Annotated in this window: 26 protein-coding genes and 3 tRNA genes; all 29 read left to right on the top strand. The window is 52.3% G+C overall.

Features of this window, described 5'->3' with window-relative positions; genetic code table 11:
- The first annotated feature begins 473 nt into the window (after window positions 1-473).
- Window positions 474-1,181: a lamin tail domain-containing protein gene (locus Q8Q08_10240; protein MDP2654394.1), complete on the top strand. Its 708-nt coding sequence runs from the start codon at window positions 474-476 to the stop codon at window positions 1,179-1,181.
- Between the two features lie 110 nt (window positions 1,182-1,291).
- Window positions 1,292-1,909 (top strand): flavin reductase family protein, encoded by a 618-nt coding sequence (locus Q8Q08_10235; protein ID MDP2654393.1) that lies wholly within the window; start codon window positions 1,292-1,294, stop codon window positions 1,907-1,909.
- Window positions 1,910-1,928: 19 nt separating this feature from the next.
- Entirely contained in the window at window positions 1,929-2,081 is a 153-nt protein-coding gene (locus tag Q8Q08_10230; GenBank protein ID MDP2654392.1) for a hypothetical protein, read from the top strand.
- Window positions 2,072-3,031: a permease gene (locus tag Q8Q08_10225; protein ID MDP2654391.1), complete on the top strand. Its 960-nt coding sequence runs from the start codon at window positions 2,072-2,074 to the stop codon at window positions 3,029-3,031. Before Q8Q08_10230 ends, Q8Q08_10225 begins: the two co-directional genes overlap by 10 nt.
- A 53-nt stretch (window positions 3,032-3,084) precedes the next feature.
- Window positions 3,085-3,396, top strand: coding sequence for a metalloregulator ArsR/SmtB family transcription factor (locus Q8Q08_10220; GenBank protein ID MDP2654390.1), 312 nt, complete (start codon window positions 3,085-3,087; stop codon window positions 3,394-3,396).
- 60 nt (window positions 3,397-3,456) lie between these two features.
- Entirely contained in the window at window positions 3,457-4,824 is a 1,368-nt protein-coding gene (locus tag Q8Q08_10215; GenBank protein ID MDP2654389.1) for a TolC family protein, read from the top strand.
- A gap of 8 nt (window positions 4,825-4,832) precedes the next feature.
- Complete coding sequence (locus tag Q8Q08_10210; protein ID MDP2654388.1) at window positions 4,833-8,015, top strand: efflux RND transporter permease subunit; 3,183 nt, start codon at window positions 4,833-4,835, stop codon at window positions 8,013-8,015.
- 20 nt (window positions 8,016-8,035) lie between these two features.
- Window positions 8,036-8,215 (top strand): DUF2892 domain-containing protein, encoded by a 180-nt coding sequence (locus tag Q8Q08_10205; GenBank protein MDP2654387.1) that lies wholly within the window; start codon window positions 8,036-8,038, stop codon window positions 8,213-8,215.
- Window positions 8,216-8,297: 82 nt separating this feature from the next.
- Window positions 8,298-8,741: a response regulator gene (locus Q8Q08_10200; protein MDP2654386.1), complete on the top strand. Its 444-nt coding sequence runs from the start codon at window positions 8,298-8,300 to the stop codon at window positions 8,739-8,741.
- A 33-nt stretch (window positions 8,742-8,774) separates the two neighbouring features.
- Entirely contained in the window at window positions 8,775-10,064 is a 1,290-nt protein-coding gene (gene serS, locus Q8Q08_10195; GenBank protein MDP2654385.1) for a serine--tRNA ligase, read from the top strand.
- Window positions 10,065-10,670 (top strand): hypothetical protein, encoded by a 606-nt coding sequence (locus Q8Q08_10190; protein MDP2654384.1) that lies wholly within the window; start codon window positions 10,065-10,067, stop codon window positions 10,668-10,670. It begins immediately after the preceding gene.
- Window positions 10,671-10,713: 43 nt separating this feature from the next.
- Window positions 10,714-12,294 carry a hypothetical protein gene (locus tag Q8Q08_10185; protein ID MDP2654383.1) on the top strand — a complete coding sequence of 527 codons (1,581 nt, stop codon included), beginning with the start codon at window positions 10,714-10,716 and terminating at the stop codon, window positions 12,292-12,294.
- A 184-nt stretch (window positions 12,295-12,478) separates the two neighbouring features.
- A tRNA-Ser gene (locus Q8Q08_10180) sits at window positions 12,479-12,567 on the top strand.
- Between the two features lie 127 nt (window positions 12,568-12,694).
- Entirely contained in the window at window positions 12,695-13,336 is a 642-nt protein-coding gene (locus Q8Q08_10175) for a hypothetical protein (protein ID MDP2654382.1), read from the top strand.
- Window positions 13,337-13,471: 135 nt separating this feature from the next.
- A complete protein-coding gene (locus tag Q8Q08_10170) occupies window positions 13,472-14,902 on the top strand; it encodes an HD domain-containing protein (GenBank protein ID MDP2654381.1) in 1,431 nt (476 codons plus the stop codon).
- Window positions 14,903-14,985: 83 nt separating this feature from the next.
- Window positions 14,986-15,840, top strand: a complete 855-nt coding sequence (locus tag Q8Q08_10165) for a hypothetical protein (GenBank protein ID MDP2654380.1) — start codon at window positions 14,986-14,988, stop codon at window positions 15,838-15,840.
- 31 nt (window positions 15,841-15,871) lie between these two features.
- A complete protein-coding gene (locus Q8Q08_10160; protein ID MDP2654379.1) occupies window positions 15,872-16,906 on the top strand; it encodes a tyrosine-type recombinase/integrase in 1,035 nt (344 codons plus the stop codon).
- A gap of 25 nt (window positions 16,907-16,931) precedes the next feature.
- A complete protein-coding gene (locus Q8Q08_10155) occupies window positions 16,932-17,441 on the top strand; it encodes a hypothetical protein (GenBank protein ID MDP2654378.1) in 510 nt (169 codons plus the stop codon).
- Window positions 17,442-17,577: 136 nt separating this feature from the next.
- A tRNA-Ser gene (locus tag Q8Q08_10150) sits at window positions 17,578-17,666 on the top strand.
- A gap of 664 nt (window positions 17,667-18,330) precedes the next feature.
- A complete protein-coding gene (locus Q8Q08_10145; protein MDP2654377.1) occupies window positions 18,331-19,170 on the top strand; it encodes a hypothetical protein in 840 nt (279 codons plus the stop codon).
- 150 nt (window positions 19,171-19,320) lie between these two features.
- The gene (locus tag Q8Q08_10140) at window positions 19,321-19,728 is read left to right on the top strand and encodes a hypothetical protein (protein ID MDP2654376.1); all 408 of its coding nucleotides are present in this window, start codon (window positions 19,321-19,323) and stop codon (window positions 19,726-19,728) included.
- 245 nt (window positions 19,729-19,973) lie between these two features.
- Window positions 19,974-20,570 carry a class I SAM-dependent methyltransferase gene (locus Q8Q08_10135; protein ID MDP2654375.1) on the top strand — a complete coding sequence of 199 codons (597 nt, stop codon included), beginning with the start codon at window positions 19,974-19,976 and terminating at the stop codon, window positions 20,568-20,570.
- A gap of 124 nt (window positions 20,571-20,694) precedes the next feature.
- Window positions 20,695-21,156, top strand: coding sequence for a hypothetical protein (locus Q8Q08_10130; protein MDP2654374.1), 462 nt, complete (start codon window positions 20,695-20,697; stop codon window positions 21,154-21,156).
- Window positions 21,157-21,304: 148 nt separating this feature from the next.
- Window positions 21,305-22,180, top strand: a complete 876-nt coding sequence (gene purU / locus Q8Q08_10125; protein ID MDP2654373.1) for a formyltetrahydrofolate deformylase — start codon at window positions 21,305-21,307, stop codon at window positions 22,178-22,180.
- A 151-nt stretch (window positions 22,181-22,331) separates the two neighbouring features.
- Window positions 22,332-23,456: an inositol-3-phosphate synthase gene (locus Q8Q08_10120; protein MDP2654372.1), complete on the top strand. Its 1,125-nt coding sequence runs from the start codon at window positions 22,332-22,334 to the stop codon at window positions 23,454-23,456.
- A 156-nt stretch (window positions 23,457-23,612) separates the two neighbouring features.
- Window positions 23,613-24,107, top strand: a complete 495-nt coding sequence (locus Q8Q08_10115; GenBank protein ID MDP2654371.1) for a PilZ domain-containing protein — start codon at window positions 23,613-23,615, stop codon at window positions 24,105-24,107.
- 102 nt (window positions 24,108-24,209) lie between these two features.
- Window positions 24,210-24,488, top strand: a complete 279-nt coding sequence (locus Q8Q08_10110) for a hypothetical protein (protein MDP2654370.1) — start codon at window positions 24,210-24,212, stop codon at window positions 24,486-24,488.
- Between the two features lie 254 nt (window positions 24,489-24,742).
- A tRNA-Ser gene (locus Q8Q08_10105) sits at window positions 24,743-24,831 on the top strand.
- 130 nt (window positions 24,832-24,961) lie between these two features.
- Window positions 24,962-25,996 (top strand): tyrosine-type recombinase/integrase, encoded by a 1,035-nt coding sequence (locus Q8Q08_10100; protein ID MDP2654369.1) that lies wholly within the window; start codon window positions 24,962-24,964, stop codon window positions 25,994-25,996.
- Window positions 25,997-26,030 lie beyond the last annotated feature (34 nt).

Raw genomic sequence — 26,030 nt, 5'->3', positions numbered from 1 at the left:
GATCTGCCCGGACAGTCCTTCCAGCACGATCTGTGATTTTTGCTTACTGGTCCATTGGCGGTATTTCATGAATAAGGCTCCTTTCGATTGCGAGCCCTATTCTAACAAATTGGTCAAGCTCTGTTAACTAGTGGCAGTATAGATTATGTTTTTGTGGAGGCAAACAGTCAGAATGATTTTTATTTAGAGCCAGGTGCCCACAAAATTACGATTGTTTCGGTAGGGACTCCGGTATACGCAAGCCCCAATTATTATATGGTAAAGCTAAATAAGCATTGCCAATTTGGCAAAATAACCGATATCGATGTTGAATTGGGAAAGTTTTCTACCATTGATGTTGTCTACAAAGCCCCATTTTTAATTTGGCAAAAAGGCAAAACGAGGATTACCCCGCAGCATTCCAACCAGTAGTTTTCGTCCCCATCCCCCGGTTTCGCTGTTTTGTTCTATTTTATTAGTGTCAGGAGGTCTTTATGAGGAGGATGTGGTCTGTCTGGGGATTGATTGTGTTTTGTATTTTTTTGTCTCAAGCAAGGGCCGAAGCGGTGATTTTTATCCATGAAATCCTCGCGGACCCGCCGTCCGGGATCGCGGGGGATGCGAACGGGGACGGGGCGGGATCAACGACCCAGGATGAATTTGTCGAAGTGTATAACAGCAGTGCAACACAAGCAGATATTTCGGGATGGTCTTTGAGCGATTCGGTGAAAACGAGGCATGTATTCGGTCCCGGCTCCATTGTCCTGCCGCATGATTTGCTGGTGATTTTCGGGGGCGGGACACCGCAGCTCACCGGTGTGAATTGGCAGATCGCTTCAACCGGCACGTTGGGACTGAATAATTCGGACGACCGGGTTTCATTGTTTGACCAGAATGGCTTGCTGGTGGATGAGTTCGCCTACGGCTCGGAGGCAGGGGCGGATGAATCTCTTGTCCGTTCACCGGAAGGAGATGCGGGCGGGTTTGTGAAGCATCGTTCCCTTGAGGGAGCTGGAGATCGGCGCTTTTCTGCGGGGACTTTTGTCAACCGTCCGTCATTTCCTGAGCCGCAGGACCCAACTGGGCAAAGCGAGAATCCTCCGAGCCCTGTCCCCGAACCGTCAACTTTGACGTGTTTTGCCATCGGTTTGCTGGGATGGGTCTTGAAATGCCGGGCGAGGCCGGCATTCGTAAGCGTGTAACGCCTCAATGAGAATTCGCGCGGGACCCAATCGGGGATAAATTTTTATTTATCCCCGATTTTTTGTTTTATAATAGCTTACTTTCCCGTACTGGTACGAAAGGAACGGATGTGTTGATCCACTGCAAAGACTATACTCCCGATCAGGTTTACTTTTTGATGATTCAGGCCATTATCCCCCGGCCCATTGCGTGGGTGTTGTCGGATAACGGCGACAGCACGTATAACCTGGCGCCTTTTTCCTTTTTTAACGGAGTCGCCGCTGAGCCGCCGCTTTTGATGATCTCTGTGGGGTATAAGGACGACGGTTCGCGCAAGGACACTTGGGTCAATATCGAAGAGAGGGATGATTTTGTGGTGCACATTCCCCCGACGGAGTTTGCCCATCAGATGGTGGATTCCGCGATTTCCTTGCCGCATGGGAAATCGGAGCTGGACCGTCTGGATATGAAGCTGGAGACGGTGGAAGGCAGCCGCCTGCCGCGCCTGGCGGGGCCCAGGGTGGCGATGTTTTGTGAAAAATACGCGATCTATGAGGTTGGGGATGACAAGCAGGGGCTGATTTTGGGGGAGATTAAACAGATATGGCTGGATGACGCTGCCGCGCACATTCAAGGCAAGCGGATTGTTGTGGATCCGGTGATGGTTGACCCTGTGGCGCGTTTGGGAGGAAGTGGGTATTCGAAGATTGGGGAAATCTTGAATTATAAAAGGCCGGAGGCCAAATAAATCTTCAAGGAGGTTGGTCATGGGACAGGCACAGCAGGAAGAAAAGGCAGAAAAGAAAAAAGGGTTTTTGGCAAAGCTGATGGACAAGCTGGACAAGAAGCTTGAGGAAAAATCCAAAGAATCAAGCTGCTGCTGTGGCGGAAAAGACGGGAAGGGCGGAGCGTGTTCCTGAAGATCGCGGATTGGCTGGTCTTTGGCCTGTTGGGGATGGATCCCCAGTCCAAGGGCGGGGCGGTCCTGCATTTTTTTATTTATGACACGCTGAAGATATTCTTTCTGCTTTTTGTCCTGATCGCGGTGATCGGTTTCTTGCGGACGTTTCTTCCGGACAGCCGTATCCGTCAATGGATGGGGCAGAGGGGGCTGGCGGCGAATTTTTACGCGGCTATTTTCGGCGCGATCACGCCGTTCTGTTCCTGCTCGTCGATCCCGATTTTCTTCGGCTTTCTGAAGGCCGGCATTCCTCTGGGCGTCAGTTTTTCCTTCCTGATCACGTCTCCTTTGATCAATGAATATCTGGTGGTCTTGATGCTGGGATTTTTCGGCTGGAAAATCGCGGCGGTCTACGTGATCGGCGGGATCGCGCTCGGCGTGGCCAGCGGCGCTGTCATCGAGAAAATGAACCTGACGGGCCAGTTGGTGGAGGATTTTGCCGCGCCCTCTCCCCAGGGCGGTGAGGTTGGTTCTATCCGGGGTTTTGGGAATCGTGCCAAATTCGGGTTGAGCGAGGCTTGCGCTGTCATTGAAAAGATATGGATCTGGGTGCTGGTGGGGGTGGGGATCGGCGCGTTCATTCACAATTATGTGCCGGAAGAGACCATTCACGGGATGATCAGCAAAACCGGCCCGTTTTCAGTGCCGATCGCGGTCATCCTGGGGGTGCCTCTGTACGGGAGTTGCGCGGCCATTGTGCCGGTCGCCCTAGTCCTGTTCCAGAAGGGGATCCCGTTAGGAACGAGTTTGGCGTTCATGATGGCGATCGCGGCCTTGAGCCTGCCGGAGGCCGTGATGCTCCGCAGGGCCATGCGATTGAAACTCATTTTGATCTTTTTCGGTGTAACGGCTTCCGCCATTATTCTGATCGGTTATCTCTTTAACTTTTTGCAGAAGGCTCTGATTTAACCGGCGGCAAAAAACCCTTGACAGTATATTAGGAGATGCTAATATACTGGCCTATGAAAAACTGCAAGCCCGATCACGAGAAGCTCCAGTCCGCGGCCGACATGCTCCGCGCCGTCGCCCATCCGGTCCGCCTGCGCATGGTTCAGCTGTTAAGGAAGGGGCATTTGACCGTCGGAGTTCTTCAGGCCCGCCTGGGCATATCCCAGTCATTGACTTCTCAGCATCTTTCTATCCTGAAAAGCGCGGGCATCGTCAAATCCGACAAGATCGCCAATGCCTGCCACTACACCGTCCTTAACAAAGAAATATTTTCCCTCCTGGATTGTTTATCACGCTGTCATTGTCAAAACGAAAAGAAGAGGTGAGCCATGTTGATGAGTTCGCGGATTTTTTGTTGGAGAAATGCCTACTTAATCTTATCGGTATTGATTTTATTGCTTGCGGGAAACGCGGCCCCGATCAACGCGGAGGATATCCATGCCGGGCAGGCCGCCACGCTTGATTTGCGCCAGGCGGTCCGGCAGTCCATGGCCTACTCTCCGCGCCTTAAAACGGAAGACTTCGTTGTGGCCGCGGCCCGGTCCGCGAGGAGGGAAGCATTGGCGGGGTATCTGCCGAAACTGACCGCGAACCTCGAGACAACGAACGGCAACGATCCGGTCTATGTTTTCAGCTCTTTGCTCAAACAGCAGTCTTTGGCGTCCGAGGACATGGCCGTGTCGGCGCTGAACAAACCGGACGATGTTTTTAACCATCAGACGTCGCTAGACATGACGATCCCGATCTTCACAGGGTTTCAGAACGAAGGCCGGGTGCGTTCGTCCGGGTGGGCGCTGAAAGCGTCGGAGTCTTCGCGGGGGGATTTTGAGCAAAAGGTGATGCTGTCCGCCATCCAATCGTATCTGCAGGTTTTGTCGCTTGATAAAACATTGCAGGCCCTTGAACGGACCATCGCCGAAGGGGAAATGGCGGTGAACGAAGCGGAAAGCTTGAAGGAGAAAGGGATGGTCCTGGGCTGCGACTATCTGACCGGGAAAGCCGTTTTGACCCGCATGAAGCAGATGCGGCGGATGGCGGAGAGCCGCAGGCAGTCTTCGCTGGGGTCGTTGAAGATCCTGTTGGGCATTACGTCCGGCGATCCGGTTTTGCAGGCCATCCAGCCGCTGGATACCATGCCGGAGATCAGCATTGAGGAATTGAAGGCCGAAGCCGCTGCGCGCCGCAAGGACAGTGAAACCGCCCGGCATAACCTCGCGCTGGCGGAATCCGAAGTGAAGCGCGCGAGCAGCAGCCGGCTGCCGACTGTCTCGGCGTTTGTGCATGGCGAGAACAATATCAGCCAGTGGGGCGAGAACGGCGGGGATAATTATCTCGCGGGGCTAAAGGCCAGCATGGACCTTTTTGAGCCGTCGCTCGGGCCGAAAATCAGACAATTGCGCGCGCATGCCGAACAGGAGAAAGAGATGGCCCGGCACTTGGACGACGCGATCCAGGATGAACTGCAGCAATCCGCGGCCGAATACACCGCGCAAAACGAAAATTTAAAGCTGGCCCGGCAGGCGTTTTTTGACAGCCAGCAAGCGGCCCTGGAGGTTAAAGATCTTTACAGGACCGGGAAGCGGACGATTGCTGATCTTCTGGAATCGCAGGCCTATCGCCTGGAACTGGAGACCGCGTATTGGCAGGCCCGTTACCAGGCGACGTTCCTATATGCCCGGCTGATTTATGCCGCCGGGAGGCTTGATTTGAATTTTGTCGAAGAATTCACAACATTAGTTTCAACCGACCGCTGAGGTGTGACATGAAGCTCGCCGGAAAAATTTCGCAGATGTTCATTGATTCCCGCCTGACGCTGTTGTTCATCATCAGCGTTTTGCTGACAGGGGTGTTTGCCGTTGTCCAGCTTCCCCGGGAGGAGGAGCCGCAGATCTCGGTGCCGTTCATGGATATTTTTATCGAATTCCCGGGGGCGTCGGTGGCAGAAGTCGAAAACCGTCTGGTGGAGCCCTTTGAGCGGAAACTTTGGGAAATCCCTGGGGTCGAATACATCTATTCAACGGCCCAACCCAACCGCGCCATGATCGTGGTCCGTTTTCAGGTCGGCGCCGATGAGGAGCAGAGCCTGGTCAATCTTTACACGAAAGTTTTCGCGAACCTGGATATCCTGCCGCCCGGCGCAAGCCAGCCGCTGATCAAGCCGCGGACGATTTATGACGTGCCGGTCCTGGCCCTGACTTTTTCCAGCGAACAGCGCAATGATCCCGTGTATTTGCGGCGCACGGCGGCCCTCGTTCGGCAGGAAGTCAGTTCCATCCCGAACGTTTCCGAGACCACGTTGATCGGGGGGCACCGCCGGACATTCCACGTGTTTTTCGATCCTAAAAAAATGAGAACACACGATCTGACGCCGTTGGCGATCAGCCGCCTGATCCAGCAGGCCAACCGCAAGCTCCCGGCCGGACGGATGACGCAGGGGGATGCCGTGATCGATGTGGAGTCTTCCGGGTTCATCCGCAGCGCGGATGATTTGCGCAAACTGGTGGTCGGCGTGAGCCAGGGGTTGCCTTTATCGCTGGGAGATGTCGCCCGGATCGAGGACTCCGGAGACGAGGCAGAGACAGATGTCGCGATCAGTCTGGTCCCGGAGCAGGGCAAGGATGGCATCCGGACGCTCCAGGCCGTCACGTTGAGCATTTCCAAACGGAAAGGGACAAACGCTATCCAGGTCGTGCATGAGATCCTGAAAAAAGTGGATGCCTTGAAAGGAAATTTGATCCCCGCGGATATCGCCGTGACTGTCACGCGGGATTACGGGAAAACGGCGGAGGAGAAATCCAACGAGCTTCTCTATCATATGTTCCTGGCCACAGTCTCGGTCACTCTTCTGATCGCCTTTGCTCTGGGCAAGAGGGAGGCTGTTGTGGTCTTTGTGGCGATCCCGGTCACCCTGGCGTTGACGTTGTTTATTTATTATTTGTTCGGATATACGTTGAACCGGATCACGCTTTTCGCCCTGATTTTTTCCATCGGTATCCTGGTGGATGACGCCATTGTGGTTGTTGAGAATATCCACCGGCATCATGTCCTGGATCCGACGAAGAATTTGATCCAGTGCGCGGTCGAAGCTGTGGACGAAGTGGGCAACCCGACGATCCTGGCGACGTTCACGGTCGTTGCCGCGATCCTGCCCATGGCGTTTGTGAGTGGATTGATGGGGCCGTATATGCTGCCGATCCCTGTCGGCGGTTCGCTGGCCATGCTGTTTTCCCTCGCGGTGGCGTTTATCGTTTCGCCCTGGATGTTCTATCGTTTGCTGAAACGTTTCCCGCAAAAAGGGGACATTCAGCATGCCGGCGAGATGGGGAAGATGGATCTGTTATACCGCAAGTTCATGACCCGGCTGCTCGAGGATCCCAAGGCGCGCCGGTTATTTTTTGCCGGGGTCGGGGTGTTGATCCTGGCCAGCATTTCTCTGGTTTTTCTGCAGGTGGTCGTGGTCAAGATGTTGCCGTTTGACAACAAGAACGAGATGCAGGTGATCCTGAACATGCCGGACGGCACGTCGCTGGCCAAGACGCGGGCTGTTGCTGAAGAGATCCGTAATGCGTTATTGCAGGTCAAAGAGGTCACGGACATCGAGACCTATGTCGGGACGGCCTCGCCGTTCAATTTCAACGGCCTGGTGCGGCATTATTACCTGCGCGGCCTGCCGTGGCAGGCGGATTTGCAGGTCAATCTCAAGGACAGGCATGAGCGCAAGCGGCAGAGTCACGCCATTGCCAAGGATATCCGTCCGGTCGTGCATGCGATCGTGAAAAAACACGGCGGACGCGTCCAGGTCGCGGAGGTCCCGCCCGGCCCGCCGGTGTTGTCCACTCTGGTGGCCGAGATTTACGCTCCGGATATCCCCGGGCAGTCGGCCCTGGCGCAAAGCGTTTTGCAGGTTTTTGATTCCGCCAAAGGAGTGACAGACGTCGATACCTATGAGCAGAGACCTTATGCCCAAAAGCAGCTTATCATCGATCATGAAAAAGCCAGCCTGAACGGGATTTCCTCGGTGGACATCACGCAGGTTCTGCAGACATCTTTACAGGGAAGTGTCGCGGATATCGCCCATCTGGATGATGAGCCGGAACCTGTCGATATCCGCCTGCGTTTACCGGAAGACCAGCGCGGGGACCTGGCGATTTTGCAGGGGCTGACCCTGCTGAATAAAATGGACCATCCTGTGCCGGTGGCGGACTTAACGCAGGAAGCCGACGCTTTTACCGAGAAAGCCGTGTATCACAAAAATTTGAAGCGGGTGACGTATGTGATCGGTGATTTGTCCGGCCGTTTGGAAAGCCCGGTCTATGCCATGCTCGGCATGGGGGGGGCGATCAAGAACATCCGGCAGGGCGGAAAGCCGATCCAATTGTTTTGGAACCGCCAGCCGGATGTGACGGACGGTCCTGTTGTGAAATGGGACGGTGAATGGCAGATCACTTTTGAGGTCTTTCGGGATTTGGGCATCGCCTTCGCGATGGTGCTGGTCCTGATTTACATCCTTGTGGTCGGCTGGTTCAAATCGTTCACTGTCCCGCTGGTCATCATGGCGCCGATTCCTCTGACGCTGGTCGGGATCCTGCCCGGGCACTGGCTTTTCGGCGCGTTTTTCACGGCCACCTCCATGATCGGGTTCATTGCCGGAGCCGGGATCGTTGTTCGCAATTCCATCATCCTGGTGGATTTCATTGAATTCCGCATGAAACAGGGGATGCCTCTTAAAGAAGCGGTCATTGACGCGGGGGCTGTCCGGTTCAGGCCGATGTTGCTGACAGCCGCGGCGGTGATGGCCGGCTCTGCGGTCATTTTATTTGACCCGATCTTTCAGGGACTGGCGATTTCCTTGATGACAGGGGAGATCGCGGCAACGCTGCTGTCGCGGAATTCCGTGCCGGTGTTGTATTATCTGTTAAAATCGAGAATGGGAAATAAAGGATAGACGAGCGAAAGGAGACAGACATGGAACGAAAGCTTCGGGGTATCGCAGGGTCGTTTATTTTGTTGAGTTTGATTTTAGCCGTATATGTCCATCCGTATTGGTTATGGTTTACGGCTTTTGTGGGTCTCAATCTCCTGCAGTCGTCCTTCACAAACTGGTGCCCGATGATGTGGCTCTTAAAGAAGGCCGGGGTCAAATAGGAGAATCTTGGGAAAGTGGTGGGAGCCCGGCAGCAAATTTGCTATAATTCCCCTATTCAGGAGGCGGATTTTCATTTTGAATATGGGAAACTTTCTAAAAAAAATTTTCGGCGGTAACGGCCCGGATGCCCGCCTCAAGGGTAAAACAGTCCTTGTTGTGGATGACGGGGAGGTGGAACGCAAATTCCTTTCCGGGATACTTTCCAAACAGGGGTGCCGGGTGTTGACCGCGTCCGAGGGCGAAGCCGGGATACGGTTGGCTTACGCTGAGAACCCGGATTTGATCCTGCTGGATTTTATCATGCCGGGGATGAACGGCAATGAAGTGCTTCAGCGGCTGAGGGACGGCGAAAAAACAAAGAACATCCCCGTTGTTTTTCTGACCGGTTCCGATACTCCGTCGCACATCGTGTCCTGTTATGACCTGGGCGCGGAATGTTTTCTGACAAAGCCCATCAGCGCCGGCGCCTTGGTCAACCAGCTGGCCCTGACCCTTCAGGAGCCCAAACCGGAATCCACCCCCTAATCCTTGACCTTGTATTCCCGTTAGGATTCGATTATGTTTGATATCAAACTGATCCGTGAGAACCCGCAGGCTGTTGAGGCGGGACTGAAGGCAAAAAATGTTTCTTTTGCTTTGGAACCGCTTTTGAAGCTGGACCAGCAGAAGCGTAACCTCCAGGTCAAGATTGACGATTTGCGCGCCCAGCAGAATATGGCCAATGAGGAGATCGGCCGCCTGATCCAGGAGAAGAAGGACCCGAAGGAAAAGATCTCGTCCATGAAGGGGATCGCCGCCCAGGTCGCCGGCATGGAGCCGGAACTGAAGGCCCTGGAAACAAAAATCGACGAGATTTTGTTAACGATTCCCAATATTCCCCACGCCTCTGTTCCGGTGGGCGCTCCGGACAAAAATCAGGTGGTCCGGACGTGGGGCGACCTTCGCAAATTTGATTTTACGCCAAAAACGCATATTGATATCGCGGAGTCCCTCGACATTATTGATTTTAAGCGCGCGTCCAAATTGAGCGGATCCAATTTCATTCTGTTTAAGAATGCGGGGGCCCGGCTGGAAAGGGCACTGTATAACTTCATGCTCGATTTTCACACCCGCGAGCACGGTTACCGGGAAATTTTTCCTCCGTTTTTGGTCAATGCCGCCAGCATGACCGGGACAGGCCAATTGCCGAAAATGAAAGACGACATGTATCATTTGGCGGACGAGGACCTGTATTTGATCCCGACGGCCGAAGTCCCGGTGACCAACATCCATCGCGACGAAGTCCTGAATGAAGCGGACCTGCCGATTTACTACACGGCTTACACCGCTTGCTTCCGTAAGGAGGCGGGGTCCTACGGCAAAGACACCCGTGGCATGATCCGGGTCCATCAGTTTGACAAAGTGGAGCTTGTCAAATTCGTGAAACCCCAGACCTCTTATGATGAGCTGGAGAAATTGACTGCCAACGCGGAAAAGATCCTGCAGCTGCTGGGCCTGCCGTACAGGGTCCTCTTGCTGGCCAGCGGGGACATGAGCTTCGCTTCGTCCAAGTGTTATGACCTCGAGGCCCATGCCGCCGGGCTCAACAAGTGGCTGGAGGTGTCCAGCTGTTCCAACTTTGAGGATTTCCAGGCCCGAAGGTCCAATATCCGCTTTAAGGGAAAAGAAACCAAAAGGCCGGCGTTTGTTCACACCCTCAACGGGTCGGGGCTGGCGTTGGCCAGGACTGTGGTGGCGATTTTGGAAAATTACCAGACACCCCAGGGGGAAGTCGTCGTCCCCGAGGTGCTTCGTCCATATATGGGCGGGCTGGAAAAGATTCAAAAACCGTCACAGGGGAAATTTTGATTGCGTCACGCCATCCTTGAAACAGCCAAATTCCTTGCGGCCCTTGTCCTGATCCCGGTCATCGTGGCCGCAACGATCAGTTTCCGCAAAGAGCTTTTATACCTGGCCTTTGTAAGCCGCGCCTTTACCTGGGGTGTTTCGGCTTATCTCCTTTTCCATTTTTTTGTTGCGCCGCTGGAGAAGCTGTATTTGGGCGGGCAGAAGGTCTGGGAGGTTTTGCTGAGGTATGCGCCGGTTATGTCCAGGGCGATCCCTTTGGCGTTGCCTATTTTTGCTTCTGCCGTCTTGACCGCTCTTATCATTGACCGCACGGTGTTGGGGCATTCAGGCCGGGAAATTTATTATGGTTTTTTTGCCGGGTTCTTTTTGGCGATGCACGTTATTCTGACTGCGCAGGCCGTGCGATCCCTGGACACCGGCATTGTGAAGTCCGGTTATTGCCTTTGTATGGGGTTGGCCTATCTCGGCAATCTTTGCGTTGTCCTGTCCCTGATGTCGTTTGCGCTTGATGGTATTTCTGTGCTGAATTTCTTGAAGTCTTCCGCAACCCTGGCCGCGTCGTTCTATGATGTGTTGTTTCGCCACGTCATTTTGAAACTGGTTTGAGTTGACTTGCGCAAAATGGCCTGCATGAAAAGGACCCTTTGACGTGACAGCCAGCCCGCAGAACCCCTCCAAGGCGTGGAACGCGCCGCTTCCCAAAGCGTTTTACACGTATTTCATTTTTTTGACATTCGGGATTTTGGGCTGTTGCGTTTACAGCCCGTCGCTATTCCACGTCCCTCGGGCCGACCATATTTTTTATCTTGCGGAGACAGCCGGGAGGGAGGGCTGGCCGTCCCTGGCGCTGGACGCCTATGATCTTAACAGGACCCGCAGTTTTTGCCCCGGTGATGAACTGCTTTTCCGGCCCCTGTTCTATGTTTGGTTGGGGACGGCCCGGTATCTGTTTGGATACAGCTTTGAGCTTTGGCAGGCGGCAGGGATATTTTTGCATCTTTTGACGGTCTGGTGCTTGTGGCGGCTGTTGCGAAAAATCCGCGGCGGAGTTTTTGCCAGCATGTTCGCGGCCTTCTTTTTGGTCCTGACTTTGAACAATGAGATGGTGGTCTGGGCGCATGTCCAGGGATATATGCTCTGGATGGCGCTGACGCTGGCGGCACTGGGGCAGTATTATTCCATCATCCAGGAAAAATATGGCCGGCCGTGGCGGGCGGTTTGGCTTGTCCTTCTTCTCGGCACAGCGGATTTTTTCTACGAATTTGGCCTCGGGGTCGCAGTGATTCTGTTCTGTGATCTCACAGCGAGATCCCGGGAAGTGCGAGTCCCGCTGGGAGTCCGCCTGGGGATCCTGTTCCCGGTTGCGCTTTATGTTTTATGGAGCCTTGGGAACCTTTTGTTAACAACCTCCGGACAGTGGTCGACCCCGGGGACCGCATACAAAATTTCTGCTGTTATTCCCAATTTGATCAAAAGCAACTATTGGTGGGTTACGCAAGGCCTTTTTACCCCGGATCTGCAATTTGTTTGGGATGGCGGACGACTATCTTTCCTTGTTTCGAAGAATCTGCTCCACCTGTTGGGTGGATATTCATCGCTATTATACTCAGCCGCGTGGATTGCCGTCGGGGGCATGGGGGTCCTTTTTCTCGAGAGTCGGCGCCATCGCGGCCCGATGCGGTCTGGAAGAGTTTGGGGAGTTTTCGCTATTTTGATCATCGGCTATAGCGCCGCTGTTGTCCTGGGCCGGATCAATTTTTATAATGTCGATTTTTTGATGCGGCGCAGCTATTATGGATATTTTTTCTGGGCTTTTTTTCTTGTTTTCATGTATTCTTTGACAGACCCTGATGATTCCCGCGCTCATCAGAGGGGCTGGCGCATATTGACGGCTGCGGCTGTATCTCTGCTCATTATTGGGAACGCGGGCCTGACTTTTGCCACGAACCTACGGCAGGCGCGGGAAAGCAGGGAAGAGCGGCGACTTTTGCAGACTGTCGAATCCTTTGTGGCAGGACATCCGCAAAACCGGCCGTTTTCTTTTTTTGTCCCTGACGGGTATCCGGGTAATTCCGGTCTGCCACCGGTTTATTTGCGTGGGGATCCGCTCCCTAAAACTTATTCTTCCATAGAGGCCCTTTATTGGCCGTATTTTGACAGAAAGACGCCGCTTTTTATTTTACAAGCGGGCGATCAATGGTATGATGTTTCGCAAGAGAGGCTTCAGTAAATTTATTTTTGTATTTGAGCGTTGCCCCTGCCATGTTTTCTGCTGAAAATGTGGCCGATGTTCCGGATAACAGTGGCTGCTGGCACATTTTCGGATGGATCGAGGATGTGGAGAGATGGCTGAGCGGTCGGCCAGTTGCTCTGAAAAATTTTATGGAAGCCGGCACATTTTGGGGTGACAAACGGGAGAGGTGGCTGAGTGGTTGAAAGCGGCGGTCTTGAAAACCGTTATGGGTCGTAAGGTCCATCGAGAGTTCGAATCTCTCCCTCTCCGTGATATATCTGGATTCAGCGCGGGGCGTTCATAAAAACCGATTTCCCTGTGGCGGGGATGGGTTTCGCGTATAGAATAAGAATAATGATTTGGGTTGCTGGCATTTGCAGATGAAAGGAGTTCAGGTATGAATCAAATTTCCGATAAAAGGGGGAATGTCCCTTTGGGGCAGAAATGGCCCCCGGCCCTGAGGATCGCCGGCGTTGCCCTGGTCATTGTGGTGCCGTTGGCGCTGATCATGACAATCTTGAGCCCCGTTGTTTATCAGTCCCAGGTCAAGAAATACGTAAAATACAAACTGCCGGTCCCTGCAGATCTGTCTGACATAAAGGGCGTGATTGTCCAGATGAAGATGGATCCCGAGTACGGATTTTATTTCTCTGTCCTTGCTGACCGTCAGATTGACCGGGCGGCGGAAGAAATCCGCTCGTTCATCGCCGAGGCCCGGAATCGCGAGGAATTCTTGATGGCGATCCGCGGCCTTCAGGAGGACGTGAGGACAAAGGCCGTCTTGCTGAACAGCCTTCAGTTTCCGGAGGATTTAAGCAGCGCCCCGGAAGCACACCCCGAAATTTGCAGGCAAATCATGGCGTTTATCCTGAAAGAGTTTGAGCTGGCGGTGCTGGGCAGCTGCTACAAGGGGATGTATCATCCGGATTTCCAGTTTGCCTGGGATGATGCCAGCCGGAGGGCGGCTGTCACCATTCGCGGCGTTTTGGAAAAGATGCGCGTCGATGACCGGTTGTTGCTCGTCAACGCCTTGCCGTAGTGCGGCGGCCGTTGAGCCCGCCCGGCATAAATTCCGGATGCGGGTGTTTCCGTTTAAGCGTTTGTGTTATAATTATCCGAGAAAATCCGGCGGGTTGCCCATCTTGGGACCGGCCTGCCTCCAAAAGTTATGTCTGTGAAAATTCAACTTACATCTTTTGAGAACGCCTCTGTCCTTCGGAAGTTCACCATCCTTTATTTTGTGATGTCGATCTTGCCCGTGAGTGTGCTGTATTATCTTTACTGGCAAGTGAAGGATTATGGGCAGGTTTCACTGTCCGAGGAAAATTTCTTTTGGACCCTGTTGTTGGTCGTTGTGGGTGTGGCCATCGGGTATTTCGCCACACGCTCCATCATTAAGGGCATCATCGATTTGACGAACACCAACCGGACCACTCTTGAGGAGATCCTGGGGCCGGACAAAATGCACGACATGGAGAGCGGAAATACTAATGAAATCGCCATTTTGGCAAAGTCTTTCAACGAAATCACCTCCCGCCTTGAAGAAAATATCCGCAATCTGGAGCTTGCCAAGAAGACCCTGCATTCCGTCCTTTCCCGCGTTGGGGAGGGGATTTCCTCAATGGAGAACATCGACAATTTTCTTAACCTGATCGTCGAGACGGTCACGGAAGCCTTGCAGGGCAAGGTGGGGATTCTGATGGTCCAGGAAGAGCGCTCAACAGATTACCGGGTCAAGGCGGTTTATGGAGTTGGACAGGACAACGGCCGCTTGATGAAAATCAAAATGGACGCCGCGGCGTTTGAGCAGATTTTCAGCACAAAGAAAACTTCCGTTCTGTCCAAGGTGCCGCGCGAGGGCGCCTTGTCGCCGTATCTGTCCGCCCCGGTGACCTTCGCGCCCCTGGTTTTGCATGACAAGCTTTTAGGCGGCATCTGTTTGAGCGGCCGGAAAATCGAGGACGAGTTTAACGACGAGGAAATGAACCTGCTTTACAACCTGGGATTGCAGACGGCGGTCGCGATTGAAAATTCCCGTTTGAACGATGACGCGGAAAAAACGTATTTTGAAACGATCTCGGCCCTGGCCATGGCCGTTGAAGCCAAAGACCCTTACTCGCGCGGGCATTCGGAGCGGGTGGCCAAATATGTCGTGCAGATCGGAGAAGCTTTGAAGTTAACGGCCGAGGAGTTGAAGATTTTGCGCGATGCGGCCCGGCTGCACGATATCGGTAAGATCGGAGTTACGGACAAGGTGCTGACGAAGGATGGCCCGCTGACCGCCGCGGAAATGGACATGATGAAGAAGCATTGTGAGATCGGAGAGGGGATTATCAAGCCAATCCGGTCTTTGCGGGCGCTCTGTGACCTGGTCCGGCATCATCACGAAAAGATCGACGGGATGGGATACCCTGACGGATTGAAGGGCGACCAGGTCCGTCCGTTGGTCCGGATTCTCACGGTCGCGGATATTTTTGACGCCCTGACCTCCAACCGTTCGTACCGGTCCGCGTTTCCGCAGGAAAAAGCCCTTGATGAATTGCGCGGCATGAAGGACCAGGTTGACCAGAAGGTGGTTGAGGTGTTCGCGAAGACATTGGTTTGATATTCGGGGCGCTGTTTGCCGGCCGGGCATTGACGCGGAACCAAGCTCTTGGTTCCTTTTTTATTTGAAGAAGGGAAGAGGCTATGTCGCAAAAACGACAACAGTTTTATGACCCGGAGACCGCTGTCGCCCGGCTGGCCGTGAGGGTGGGCACTGTCTATTTTTTGACGCTCATGCTTGCCGCGGTGATGACTGAGAAATACGCGATCCCTTTGAGATATGCGGACAACGGAACCCCGACGGCATGGCTTCAAATTTTACTGCTGTTCTATTACGGTGTGCCTGTGCTCATGGCGGCGCTGTTTGGTATATGCTTTCGGCCGTTTTTCCGGAATTTCCGGAATTTGGCGCTTCTGATATTTATGATCCATCTTGCTTACAGCTTTGTTGTCTATCTGGTCCGCAATGATCATGCCAAGAAATCCGAAGGCGATGCGGCCCTCCGGGCTTCCGGCCGCCTCCGGGTGGCCGCGGTTAACCATGCGGCGAGAGACGGGAATAAGGACGGACGGATCGACGATGTCGAGATTTTTTCTGAATTGGACTTGTCCGATTTTGCGGGAGGAGAGTACCGCATTGAGGCGTTTTTGACCCAGGACAGTCATCCGGTTTCCGAGAAGCCGTTCGGGACCCTTCGCGGGCGGCTTGGCAGCGGCAAGGTTAAACGATTTCCGGTCCGTTTTTCGTTCGATCCCCAGCCCCTGGAAGCCTTTTTTTACCGCGGCCCGGTGGACATTAACTTCCGTCTCATCAAAATTCGGAAACCGGACGATAAAATGCTGCAAATCATCACATGGTCCCGTTGGGCGGCTTTTTTAAGGCCTTTTGCGTGGGGGGAAGAGGATTCGCTCGGGTCCCCCCGGGAAATAGACTTGGGCACAGTCAGGAATGTCCACAGCATATTTTTGATGCCGGTGCAATTCCCTGCCCGACCCTAAGCGCGTATGGCGGCGGCACGAGAGGAATATCATGGGGCTGGTCAAGAAAATCGGAAATGAATATTATGTGGAATTTGAAGCCCGGGGTTTGAAGTACCACCAGAAAGCCGGAAGTGATGCGGCGGAGGCCAGACGTCTTTTGGCGGCGATTGAGGCCAAAATCGCGGCCGGAGAACTGCAGGCGGTTTCCCGTGATGTTGATATCGATATTTTCTTCCAAGAGTGCCTGGAATTCTGCCGGTCCCGGTTTTCGGTAAAAACCGCGGATCGGATCGCATCTGCCGCGCGGCATTTCATGTCGTATCTGAATGGCAGCCGGCCGGACATCACAAAAGTTTCTCAGATCACTCCGGCGGTGATGGAACAGTACCGGAGGGCGTTTCGCCGCGGGACAGGCGTGAACAGGAATTCGGCCGGGAGACGGAATTTGACTCTGTTGTTGCTCTTCGAGGCGTTTGAATACGCCATCAAGACCGGGGCCCTCAATGACAATCCGCTGTTTCATGTCCGTTTGGAAACGGTGGTGGCCAGGTCGTATCCGCGGTTTTTAAGCCCTTCTGAATTGAGCCGGCTGTTTTCCTCAAGCCGTGACGCGGACTGCCCATGGGTTGAGTTTATGCTTCTGTCGGGTCTGCGGCCCCGGGAGCTGGCGGGGATGCACTGGGACATGGTCGATTGGGACGGGAATACCGTCTCGGTGGCGGCCCATCCAGGGCAAGGTTCGACGGTTCGGCAAGTCCCTTTGAGTGCCGCCGCGAGAGAATTGCTGGAAAAATTGCGGCAATGCCGGAAAGGAGAGGGTCAGGGGCATGTTTTTCCCCGGGGCAAAAAATCCGTTCCTGATGGGAAAATTTTTTCTTTGGAGTTTTCAGAATTAAGAAATAGATGTAATATATCCCAGGACATTTCCATTTCTTCCCTGCGGCATGCGTTCGCCGCAGATTGCCTGAGGCAGGGGATTTCCCTTCCCCGGGTTTGTCAGATCCTCGGGATCAACGATGTGGCCAAGGGCATGATCTATGCCTCACAGGTCCCGGTGGAGCGTGGCCAGTTGCGCCAGTCCTGAGCGAGAGAATGATTGGAGGAGCAGAATGAGGGGGATCAAGCTTGTCAAATTTTTGTTGTGGGCTTTCCTGCTGGTCAGCCCTGCGGTAGCCTGGGGGTTGTATTCGTACCTGTCGATTTACACGCAGGCGCGTCAGGCGAGATTCACCGTGGATGTTCTGGACCGCCTGGTCCGGGCGTATATTTTGGTGGAAAACCGCACGATTGGGAATTTGTCTGGACTGCCGGATTTTCACATCATTTCCGCCAGGGACAGTTTGTCTGTGAAGGGGGAGGACCTTCGCCGGGGAATCAGCCGAGGATATAAATACGACATGACCTCGACCGGACAGGGAAGGTATGTCATTTCCGCTTCACCGATTAACGATTTTCAGCTTTCCGTTGAGTTCGGCATTACGGAAGACGGAAAACTGCGTGCGAACAACAAAAATGTCGATTTTGAAGCAGACTCCTACGAAGAAGTGAAGTCCTGGCAGCAAATCGTCAGCCTTGACTCCAGCGTTCGGACGGCGCAACAGCCGGAATATCTTAAGTAAGTTTTGTTTGCCGGAGAAGTTGGCCAACTTTTCTGACACAAACGGCAGTTGGCTCACCCTGGATTACAGCTCGGCGGTCCTGGCGCTGGCTCATTTCGTCTGTGGCGGATGCGAATAGCTGAAGAAAGGTTTTTTCGGAGAGGTGGCAGAGTGGTCGAATGCGGCGGTCTCGAAAACCGTTGCCCTGCGTAAGTAGGGTCCTGGGTTCGAATCCCAGCCTCTCCGTTATCTGACAAGGGATTCGAAGCCGACCCGAGCGCCACCGGTCCGAGCGAGGGCGGCCGGGTTCGGGGGAGCCCCGCTGAATAGCGGGGCGGAGGAGAACGAATCCCAGCCTCTCCGTTATCTGACAAGGGATTCGAAGCCGACCCGAGCGCCACCGGTTCGAGCGAGGGCGGCCGGGTTCCGGGGGCGCATGGTGCGACGAATAAGGAGCACCTGATATGCGCGACTGCGAGCTGGTGAGCAGTCCGGGGCCTTCCTCCAAGCTGGGCGGAGGAGAACGAATCCCAGCCTTTCCTTTTTGTTGTTGAAGCTGGGACATTCCTGGATGGAATGTTGTAGTCCCCAGCCTCTCCGATATCTGCAAGAGGGATTCGAGGGCTCGTGGCGCGACGAATAAGGAGCGCCTGGTTACGAGCGCCCCGCGAGAAGTGAGCGGGGGCGGAGGAGTCTCCCGAGCGACCGGAGGGAGCCCGAGTGAAATCGAGGGACGCCACCGGTTCGAATCTGTCTTTGCACCTGCCCATTACTCCTGCAAATTCCTCCCAAAGCGCTGTCATTCGATTCCTGTTGGTGATAAACTATTTTAAAACCATTATAGGGGGGGCTTTATTCATCCCAAATCGGGAAACAGGGGCACACGTACGTTTTTGGAGGCCTAAAACAGATGATCGTGGAGATAAAGAAAGCTTTGCAGTTATTCTGGATGGGGATGATCCTGGCGGTTTTTCTTTCTCTCTTCGTCATCTTTCTGAATAACATCATCACGCCGTCCCTGATCAATGTCCTTCGGCAAAAGGGTATTATTGATACGAAGGACCTGATCGACGCCCTGTTGTATGTTTACCTGTTCTGCAGTATTACGCTTTGCTTTATCCTTTATATGCTGGCCGTTGACAACGAGCGCTTCAAGGCCTTTTACAAACGTTATCTTAGCCGGTTGATCACCGTTAACTATTACGAGGATGTCAAGCGCACGGATTTGAAGGGGGTTTATCAGGCCAACATGGCGGGTTCCAGCCGGACGCTGGACGCGGACCAGATTCGCAAGGATATTTTTGCCAGCTCCAAAGACGGGATTGATTATGAGGAGGTCCTGATTGAAAGGCAGGATATCGAGGACAAATCCGACGGCCAGCATTTTTTGAATTATACCGGGGGCCAAATCGCCAAAGAAGTTAATTACCGCAACGGGAAGCTGGAGGGCGTTTATCGGGTGTATTACAAGGATGGCGGCTTGCATCAGGAAAAGCATTACAAAACGGGTCTCTTGCATGGGATCTTTACGGCCTACGATCGCCACGGGACTCCGTATTTTGAAATTTATTACAAGGACGGGATACAGGACGGCCCGGATAAAACTTTTTATGAAAACGGGTCATTGGAGTACCTGAATACCTACCGCAACGGGGTTTGCGTCAACCGTAAAACATTTTCAGAATCCGGCGAGCTGGTGTTCGATCAGGATTTGGAGGCCGTACCTTCTAACCGGCCATTGAAGAAATGACCCAGTTGACGGTATGATCCGCTGATTGAGAATTGACCTCGGCTTCCCGGCTGCCCCGGTAAGGCGAAGACAGCTTTGACAATTTCCCGGTGGTTTGATAGAATGAACAAAATTTATCAAATGCGATAAAAACTTTAAGCGAGGTTGCCTATGAAACGCTCAGGGAAAATTTTGGGGGCAGGTTGGGCTTGTGCTTTTTTTGTTTTGCTGGGGGCGGATACATCCTTCGGATATGAAGTGGTCAACCGCTACACCTCCCACACGGAAATGCGGATCACGGACGAATTGTTTTATAACAAATTTGATCTGAAATTCCAGGTTGCCAGGTTTCAGGATTCCTCCCGGCGACTGGCCGCAAACGCTAAAAGTTTCTTCAGTCATCTCATGGCGAGCCGCACCAGATCCCAGGACATCGCCGCACGGGCGAAAGAACAATCCCGGAAGGCGAACGAACAGCTTAACCAGTTTCGGGCCCAACAGCAGGCGCGGACCATGGATTTGCGGCGTAAGCAGGCTGACTTGCTCCAGACTCGCAAGGACTTGGCTGCCAGCCGATAAGGCCGTTTGCCCCTTTCCGGATAATCCAGGAATACATTCCCTTCATGCCCTTTCCAGCCCGAGGCCGTTTTTTTTCACTCTTTGCCTTGCCGGAGACACTTCGCATCACAGACCTCGATTCTCCTGAAACAACCCGCGTTCACGGGGAAATCATTCGCAAAAAGCGGCTTCTCCGTGAAATTTATGCGGAGTTTTATGCCATTTTTCGTGAATCCCTGGCTGGGGTTCAAGGCCGGGGAAGCGTCGTGGAACTGGGAAGTGGGGGAGGCTTTATCAAGGACATCATCCCCGGCATCGTGACCTCCGATATGATTTTAGGGCACGGGATTGATTTGAATTTTTCCGCGCTTCGGATACCGTTCCGGGATGGGGCTGTAGGGGCTTTTGTGATGTTTAACGTGATGCACCATATCCCCGACAGCCGCGTTTTCTTGTCTGAAGCCGGTCGTTGCCTTGCGCCCGGGGGCCGGATCATCATGATCGAACCGGCCAATTCCCTATTCGGACGCTTTATTTACCGAAATTTTCATCACGAACCATTCCTCCCAAAAGCGGGCTGGAGTTTTGATTCCGCTGGCCCGCTGTCTTCGGCCAACGGGGCGTTGCCTTGGATCGTTTTCTGCCGGGACCGTAAGACTTTTGAAACAGAGTATCCTCAATTTCGTATTGACAGGATCAAATTCCATACGCCGTTCCGGTATCTCCTCAGCGGAGGGTTCACCCTGAAACAACTTTTGCCGTCGTTTTTGTCCCCAGCCTCGCGCTGGATTGAGGCCCTGCTTTCCCCCCTGAACCCCTTCCTGGGAATGTTCATGACCGTCCAATTGACACGGATGAAATAGCTGTCATTCTCCCTCACAGCCGCCGTTGCCGCGCCCCAAGAGGCCCTTCACGCCAGGTTGCATCCGCAGGACAGGATATTTTATACTTGAACTGCGTTGCATGTTCCGGAAAGAGAGGGTTATCATGCAAAAATCATTACTGCTTTTATCGATTTTACTTTTCGCCTTCCCGTTATCCGCGAGAGGCGAAGGGGTCATTCAGGACGGCCTTTATGAGCTTTATGCGGCTCATGGGTCGATGGACGGCCTGGCCAATGTCCAGCAACTGCAGAATGAGGGCGTTTTCTTTGAATATTATGATAATGGCGATGTCAAGCGTCTCGCGTGGTATGAAAACGACCGCCTGACAAGCGTGGCCAAGGGGTTTTATCTTAACGGCAATCTTTCCTATGAATATCCCTACCAAAATGGTGTCCTGCACGGAAAGGCCCGGAAGTATCACGAAAACGGCCGGTTGTGGATGGAGATCGCCTATTCAGACGGCGAGCCGGAAGGCACGGTGCGTGTCTTTTCGGAATCGGGCATTTTGTTGAGGGAAACGGTTTATGAGCGAGGGGAGCTGGTGCGCACCAAGAAGTATTTTTAGTGGCTGTCTGCGCTGTTCAAGCTGTTTTTCCCTTGCGCTGTGATCGCGTCGTCACGTAAGTTCCCCTGGATGTTTCACGCCGGCGGTATTATAATATCTCTGCTTAACTTCCCGGAATTCTATGACATCGGATCCCACTCATTCCCGTATGCCGCTTGACCGACAATCCCGATCCCCGCATGCCATCATCCTGACCTCCTGTCCCGACCAAAAAGGGATTACGGCGGCGGTGGCCAGCTTTATTTATAAAAATGGCGGGAATATTATCCATGCTGATCAACACATTGACGGCCAGTCCAACACCTTTTTCATGCGTGCTGAATGGGATTTGTCCGGGTTTGCTTTGCCCCGCAGTGAAATTGCCAGCCGTTTTCATCCTGTGGCCAAGAAGTTTTCGATGCGGTGGGACCTCCATTTTACGGATGCCCGTCCGCGGGTCGCGATCTTTGTCTCCAGGCATCTCCATTGCCTTTATGATCTCCTTTACCGCCACAGGAGCGGGCAACTGTCCTGCGAAATCCCCCTGGTCATCAGCAATCATCCCGACGCCGCAATCGCGGCAGGGCAGTCTGCCATCCCTTTTTTTGAATTTCCGATCACAGAGCGGACAAAACGCGCCCAGGAAAAGAGGGAGCTCGCTGTCCTGGATGCGCACCATGTTGACTTGGTGGTTTTGGCCCGATATCACCAGATTCTGAGCAAAGGGTTCGTCAAGCGGTATGAAAACAAGATTATCAACATTCACCACTCATTTCTCCCTGCGTTCAGCGGCCGGGGGCCCTATGCCCAGGCCTACCGCAAGGGGGTCAAGATAATCGGGGCAACGAGCCATTATGTTACGGAGGATTTGGACCAGGGCCCCATTATTGAGCAGGATACCGTGCGGGTCAGCCACCGCGACACCCTTGAGGATATGGTCCGCAAAGGGGAGGACCTGGAAAAAGGGGTTTTGGGGCGGGCAGTGCGCTGGCACCTGGAGAGACGGATCCTTGGCTACGGCAACAAAACCGTTGTTTTTGATTGAGATAACCTGCGTCTTGGGCCGGGGGCCATCGAAAGAGCTTGACATAGATATTGACTATCGCAAATTTGTGGTGTAATATTTTAAGTCAACACTCTTAAACGGAAACCGTTGCGACGGTCTCCGGACTTTCTTTTTTTAAAGGAGTTTCAGGATGTCGAAGATCAAAGTTGCGGTTATCGGGGTCGGGAATTGTGCCAGCTCGCTGATCCAGGGGATTTATTATTATAAGGCAAGGACGTCTGAAGACAGCATCGGCCTGATGAACTGGGATATCGGCGGGTATCGTCCCTTTGACATTGAAGTGGTTGCGGCGTTTGACATTGACAAGCGAAAAGTCGGCAAAGACGTCAACGAGGCGATTTTTGCCCTGCCCAATTGCACGGCGATCTTCTGCTCCGATGTCCCCCTCTGCGGCGTCAAGGTCACCATGGGAAAGATCCTGGATGGCGTTTCCGAGCATATGAAAAATTACCAGGACAAACAAACCTTTGTCCTGTCAGGGGAGAAAGAACCCACCCGGGAGCAGGTCATCGGCCTCCTTAAGGAATCCGGGGCAGAAATCTTGATCAATTACCTCCCTGTGGGCTCTGAAGAGGCCACAAAATTTTACACCGAGTGCGCGCTGGAAGCGCACATGGGCATGGTCAATTGCATTCCCGTGTTTATCGCGAGTAACCCGGAATGGGAAGCCAAATTCCGCGCGAAAAACCTGCCGATTATCGGAGACGACATCAAGGCCCAGCTCGGCGCCACGATCACGCACCGCATCTTGACCGACCTTTTCAAGAAGCGGGGGGTCAAGTTGGAAAGGACCTATCAGATCAACACCGGCGGTAATACGGATTTTCTTAATATGCTGAACCAAGCGCGCCTTGCGTCAAAGAAGATTTCCAAAACAGAGGCCGTCCAATCCGTGGCTGCGGACCGCATGGACCCGGAAAATATCCACATCGGCCCGAGCGATTATGTCCCGTGGCAGAAAGACAATAAGATTTGTTTTCTGCGCATGGAAGGGAAGCTTTTCGGAGACGTCCCGATGAACATTGAACTGCGGCTTTCCGTGGAAGATTCTCCCAATTCCGCGGGGGTGGCGATCGATTCCATCCGTTGCTGCAAGCTGGCCCTGGAACGCGGGGAAGGGGGAGCCCTGCAGGGCCCGTCCGCGTACTTCAAAAAGCACCCCCCGAAGCAGTTTTCCGATGATGAGGCTTACAAGATGACCCAGGAATTCATCACGAAAAAATCGGTTGTCAAGGAAGCGGAAGCGATTTCTTGATTTATGCGTGATTCTGAACAAAGAAAAGCGAGGAGACAACGTCTCTTCGTTTTTCTTTTTGGGCCGGCGATAGATAAATCCGCTAAATTGCTTGCGCGGCCAGCGTGAAAACGTTATAGTAAAATTCATCTTGTCATTTTTTAGAAAAGGACTTCCATGAAAATTTTCCCGGGCGATGACCGCCGCCGGTTTGAACGCTACGAAACCGACCTCAAGATCGATTTTTATGTCAATTTTGATATCCGGACCCGTATTGACTACCGTATCAAAGCGAGTGGAAAAGAACAGCCCTCATCGGCTAAGTATGGGGCCTTGAGCAAAAATATCAGTGTTGAGGGCCTGTGTTTTACCTGTTCCAGTGCACTTCAAAAAGAGGATGTCCTGCTTTTAGAGGTTTTTCTGCCTTCTGCCACAGAACCCATTGCCATGGAGGGGGTTGTGAAATGGGTTCGGCCCGCTCCTGTAGCCGCCGGGGCCGCTGCCGAGTTTGAAACGGGAGTCAAGGTCCTTACCGTCAATGGAGAGGATGTCGAAGGTTCGGTCCATTTAGACAAGGTGCATAAGGTCATCTGGAGCATTGTGCTGGAGTCTGTCTTTGGGGATTTCAAGCATTTGGCGCTGAAACGGCGCAGGGATTCAGGACACTCCTGAGGCGGGGAGAGAAAATGCCACATTTGTCTTGAATCCGACATGCCCGTCCGATATGATGGACATAAACAGGCAGGATGTTAACATTTTAAACGGAGGTGTTCCATGCTGGAGGATTTCGGTCTTTCGGAGTCGCTCAAAGTCATCGTATACCTCATGATCTCGTTTTCGTTTTTTGTCGGCATTATGCTTGTGGTTTCCCAGGAGGCGTTCGTGCATTTTGACAAGGCGCTTCAGCGCGAATACGGCATCCGGAAGCGTTTCCTGCCGAAGTTGGAAGAAACGCAGTTCAAATTTGTCGATTGGGTTCTCTTAAAGTACAGAACGCTCTCCGGGTTATTGATCGCGGTTATCGCGTTTATGCTTTTGCTGACATATAAATAGTGAAATAAACAGGCCTCGCCGCATTTCTCCCCGTTTTCCTTTGATTTTCCGGGATTCTCTGTGACAACCTCCGTCTTTTGTGGTAATCTATTACCCTAAATTCGGTAAAAAATGTATCGCCATGCCGGGTTTGTGAAATGCATTGGACACTGTTTGTTGGGAATCAGAAAAGAAATCCTTTGAGAAATGGGCCGGTTGCTCTGATTGGTATGTTGTCACCGGCCCGTTATGTGATTGTGAGATGATATTATTTTGGAGAGGTGGCCGAGCGGTTTAAGGCGTACGCCTGGAGAGCGTATGGCGGCCGAAAGGCTGCTCGAGAGTTCGAATCTCTCCCTCTCCGTATTTTTTTTTAGATATTATGTAACCCTATGTGTTATAGTAGGGTTATAAGAATCTTAAACCCCCCATTAAGATGATGGTGCCCAAAAGGTGCCCAAAAAAAACAATCATCAACAATGGAGGGTTTTTTTATGGCAACATTAAGAACAAAGGGTGGTAGATATTTCGTTGATTTTCGTGTTAATGGAAAAAGAGTTCGTAAGGCAATTGGTAAATCAAAAAGAATTGCCGAGTTAGCATTAAAAGATATTGAAGTAAAAATTGAACGACAGGAAATTGGTTTTGTTGAACCACAAGACAGTGAATTAAGTAAACTCTTCGAAGAATTTAAATCCTACGGTAGTACTCATAACTCACCGTCTTCTCAAAAACGTTACAGAGCAATTGTTGATCACTTTAAGACCTACCTTAGCAAGTTTCAATTCATAAAGAAAATTTCACATTTAACTCCAAAGTTTTTTGAAGATTATCAGGCATTTCGTAAAGGCGAGGGAGCGGCAAACAAAACAGTGAACAATGAACTGATTTGTTTGCATGCTATGTTTAATCTCGCAGTGAAATGGGGATATACTAGGAATAATCCATCACAGGGTGTAAGACTTCTTAAAGAGGAGCTAAACAAAAAGCCGCGATTCTTGAGCAAAGAGGAATGTAAAATACTTTTAGAAAAATGCGGTGAATTTTTTTATCCAATACTCTATACATTCTTACATACAGGGATGAGAAAAAGTGAATTGGAAAATCTGTCTTGGAGTGATGTTGATTTTGAACGTAAGAAAATCAAAATTCGTTATAAAGACGATTGGAGTCCAAAAACCTCTGAACGAGAAATACCTATAAGTAGCAGTCTCTATGATCTACTTTTGAGGCAAAGGGATCGTACAGGGGGAAGGTTGGCATCTTATGTTTTTAACCGGGAAGGTATAAAAATTGAGCCAAATTATCTAAGGAAGAAATTAATGTCAATTACTGAAAAATGTGGCTTTCCAGATGTGACCAAAGTCCATAGTTTGCGGCATACTTTTGCGAGCCACTTAATCATGAATGGTGTGGATTTGCCGACAGTCAAGAAGCTTCTTGGTCATTCAAATATTGAAACGACCATGATTTATTCACATTTGGCTGATGAGCATGTGGATAGATCTGTAGAAAAGTTGAATTTTTAAATTTATGGGATAAATTAGCTTAAGTTGACAATAC

The organism is Candidatus Omnitrophota bacterium (genome assembly GCA_030688425.1).
In the GTDB taxonomy this organism is placed as follows: Bacteria; Omnitrophota; Gorgyraeia; order Zapsychrales; family JANLHA01; genus JAUYIB01.
The sequence above is the reverse complement of the archived record's forward strand: the minus strand, read 5'-3'. Positions and strand labels throughout refer to the sequence as shown.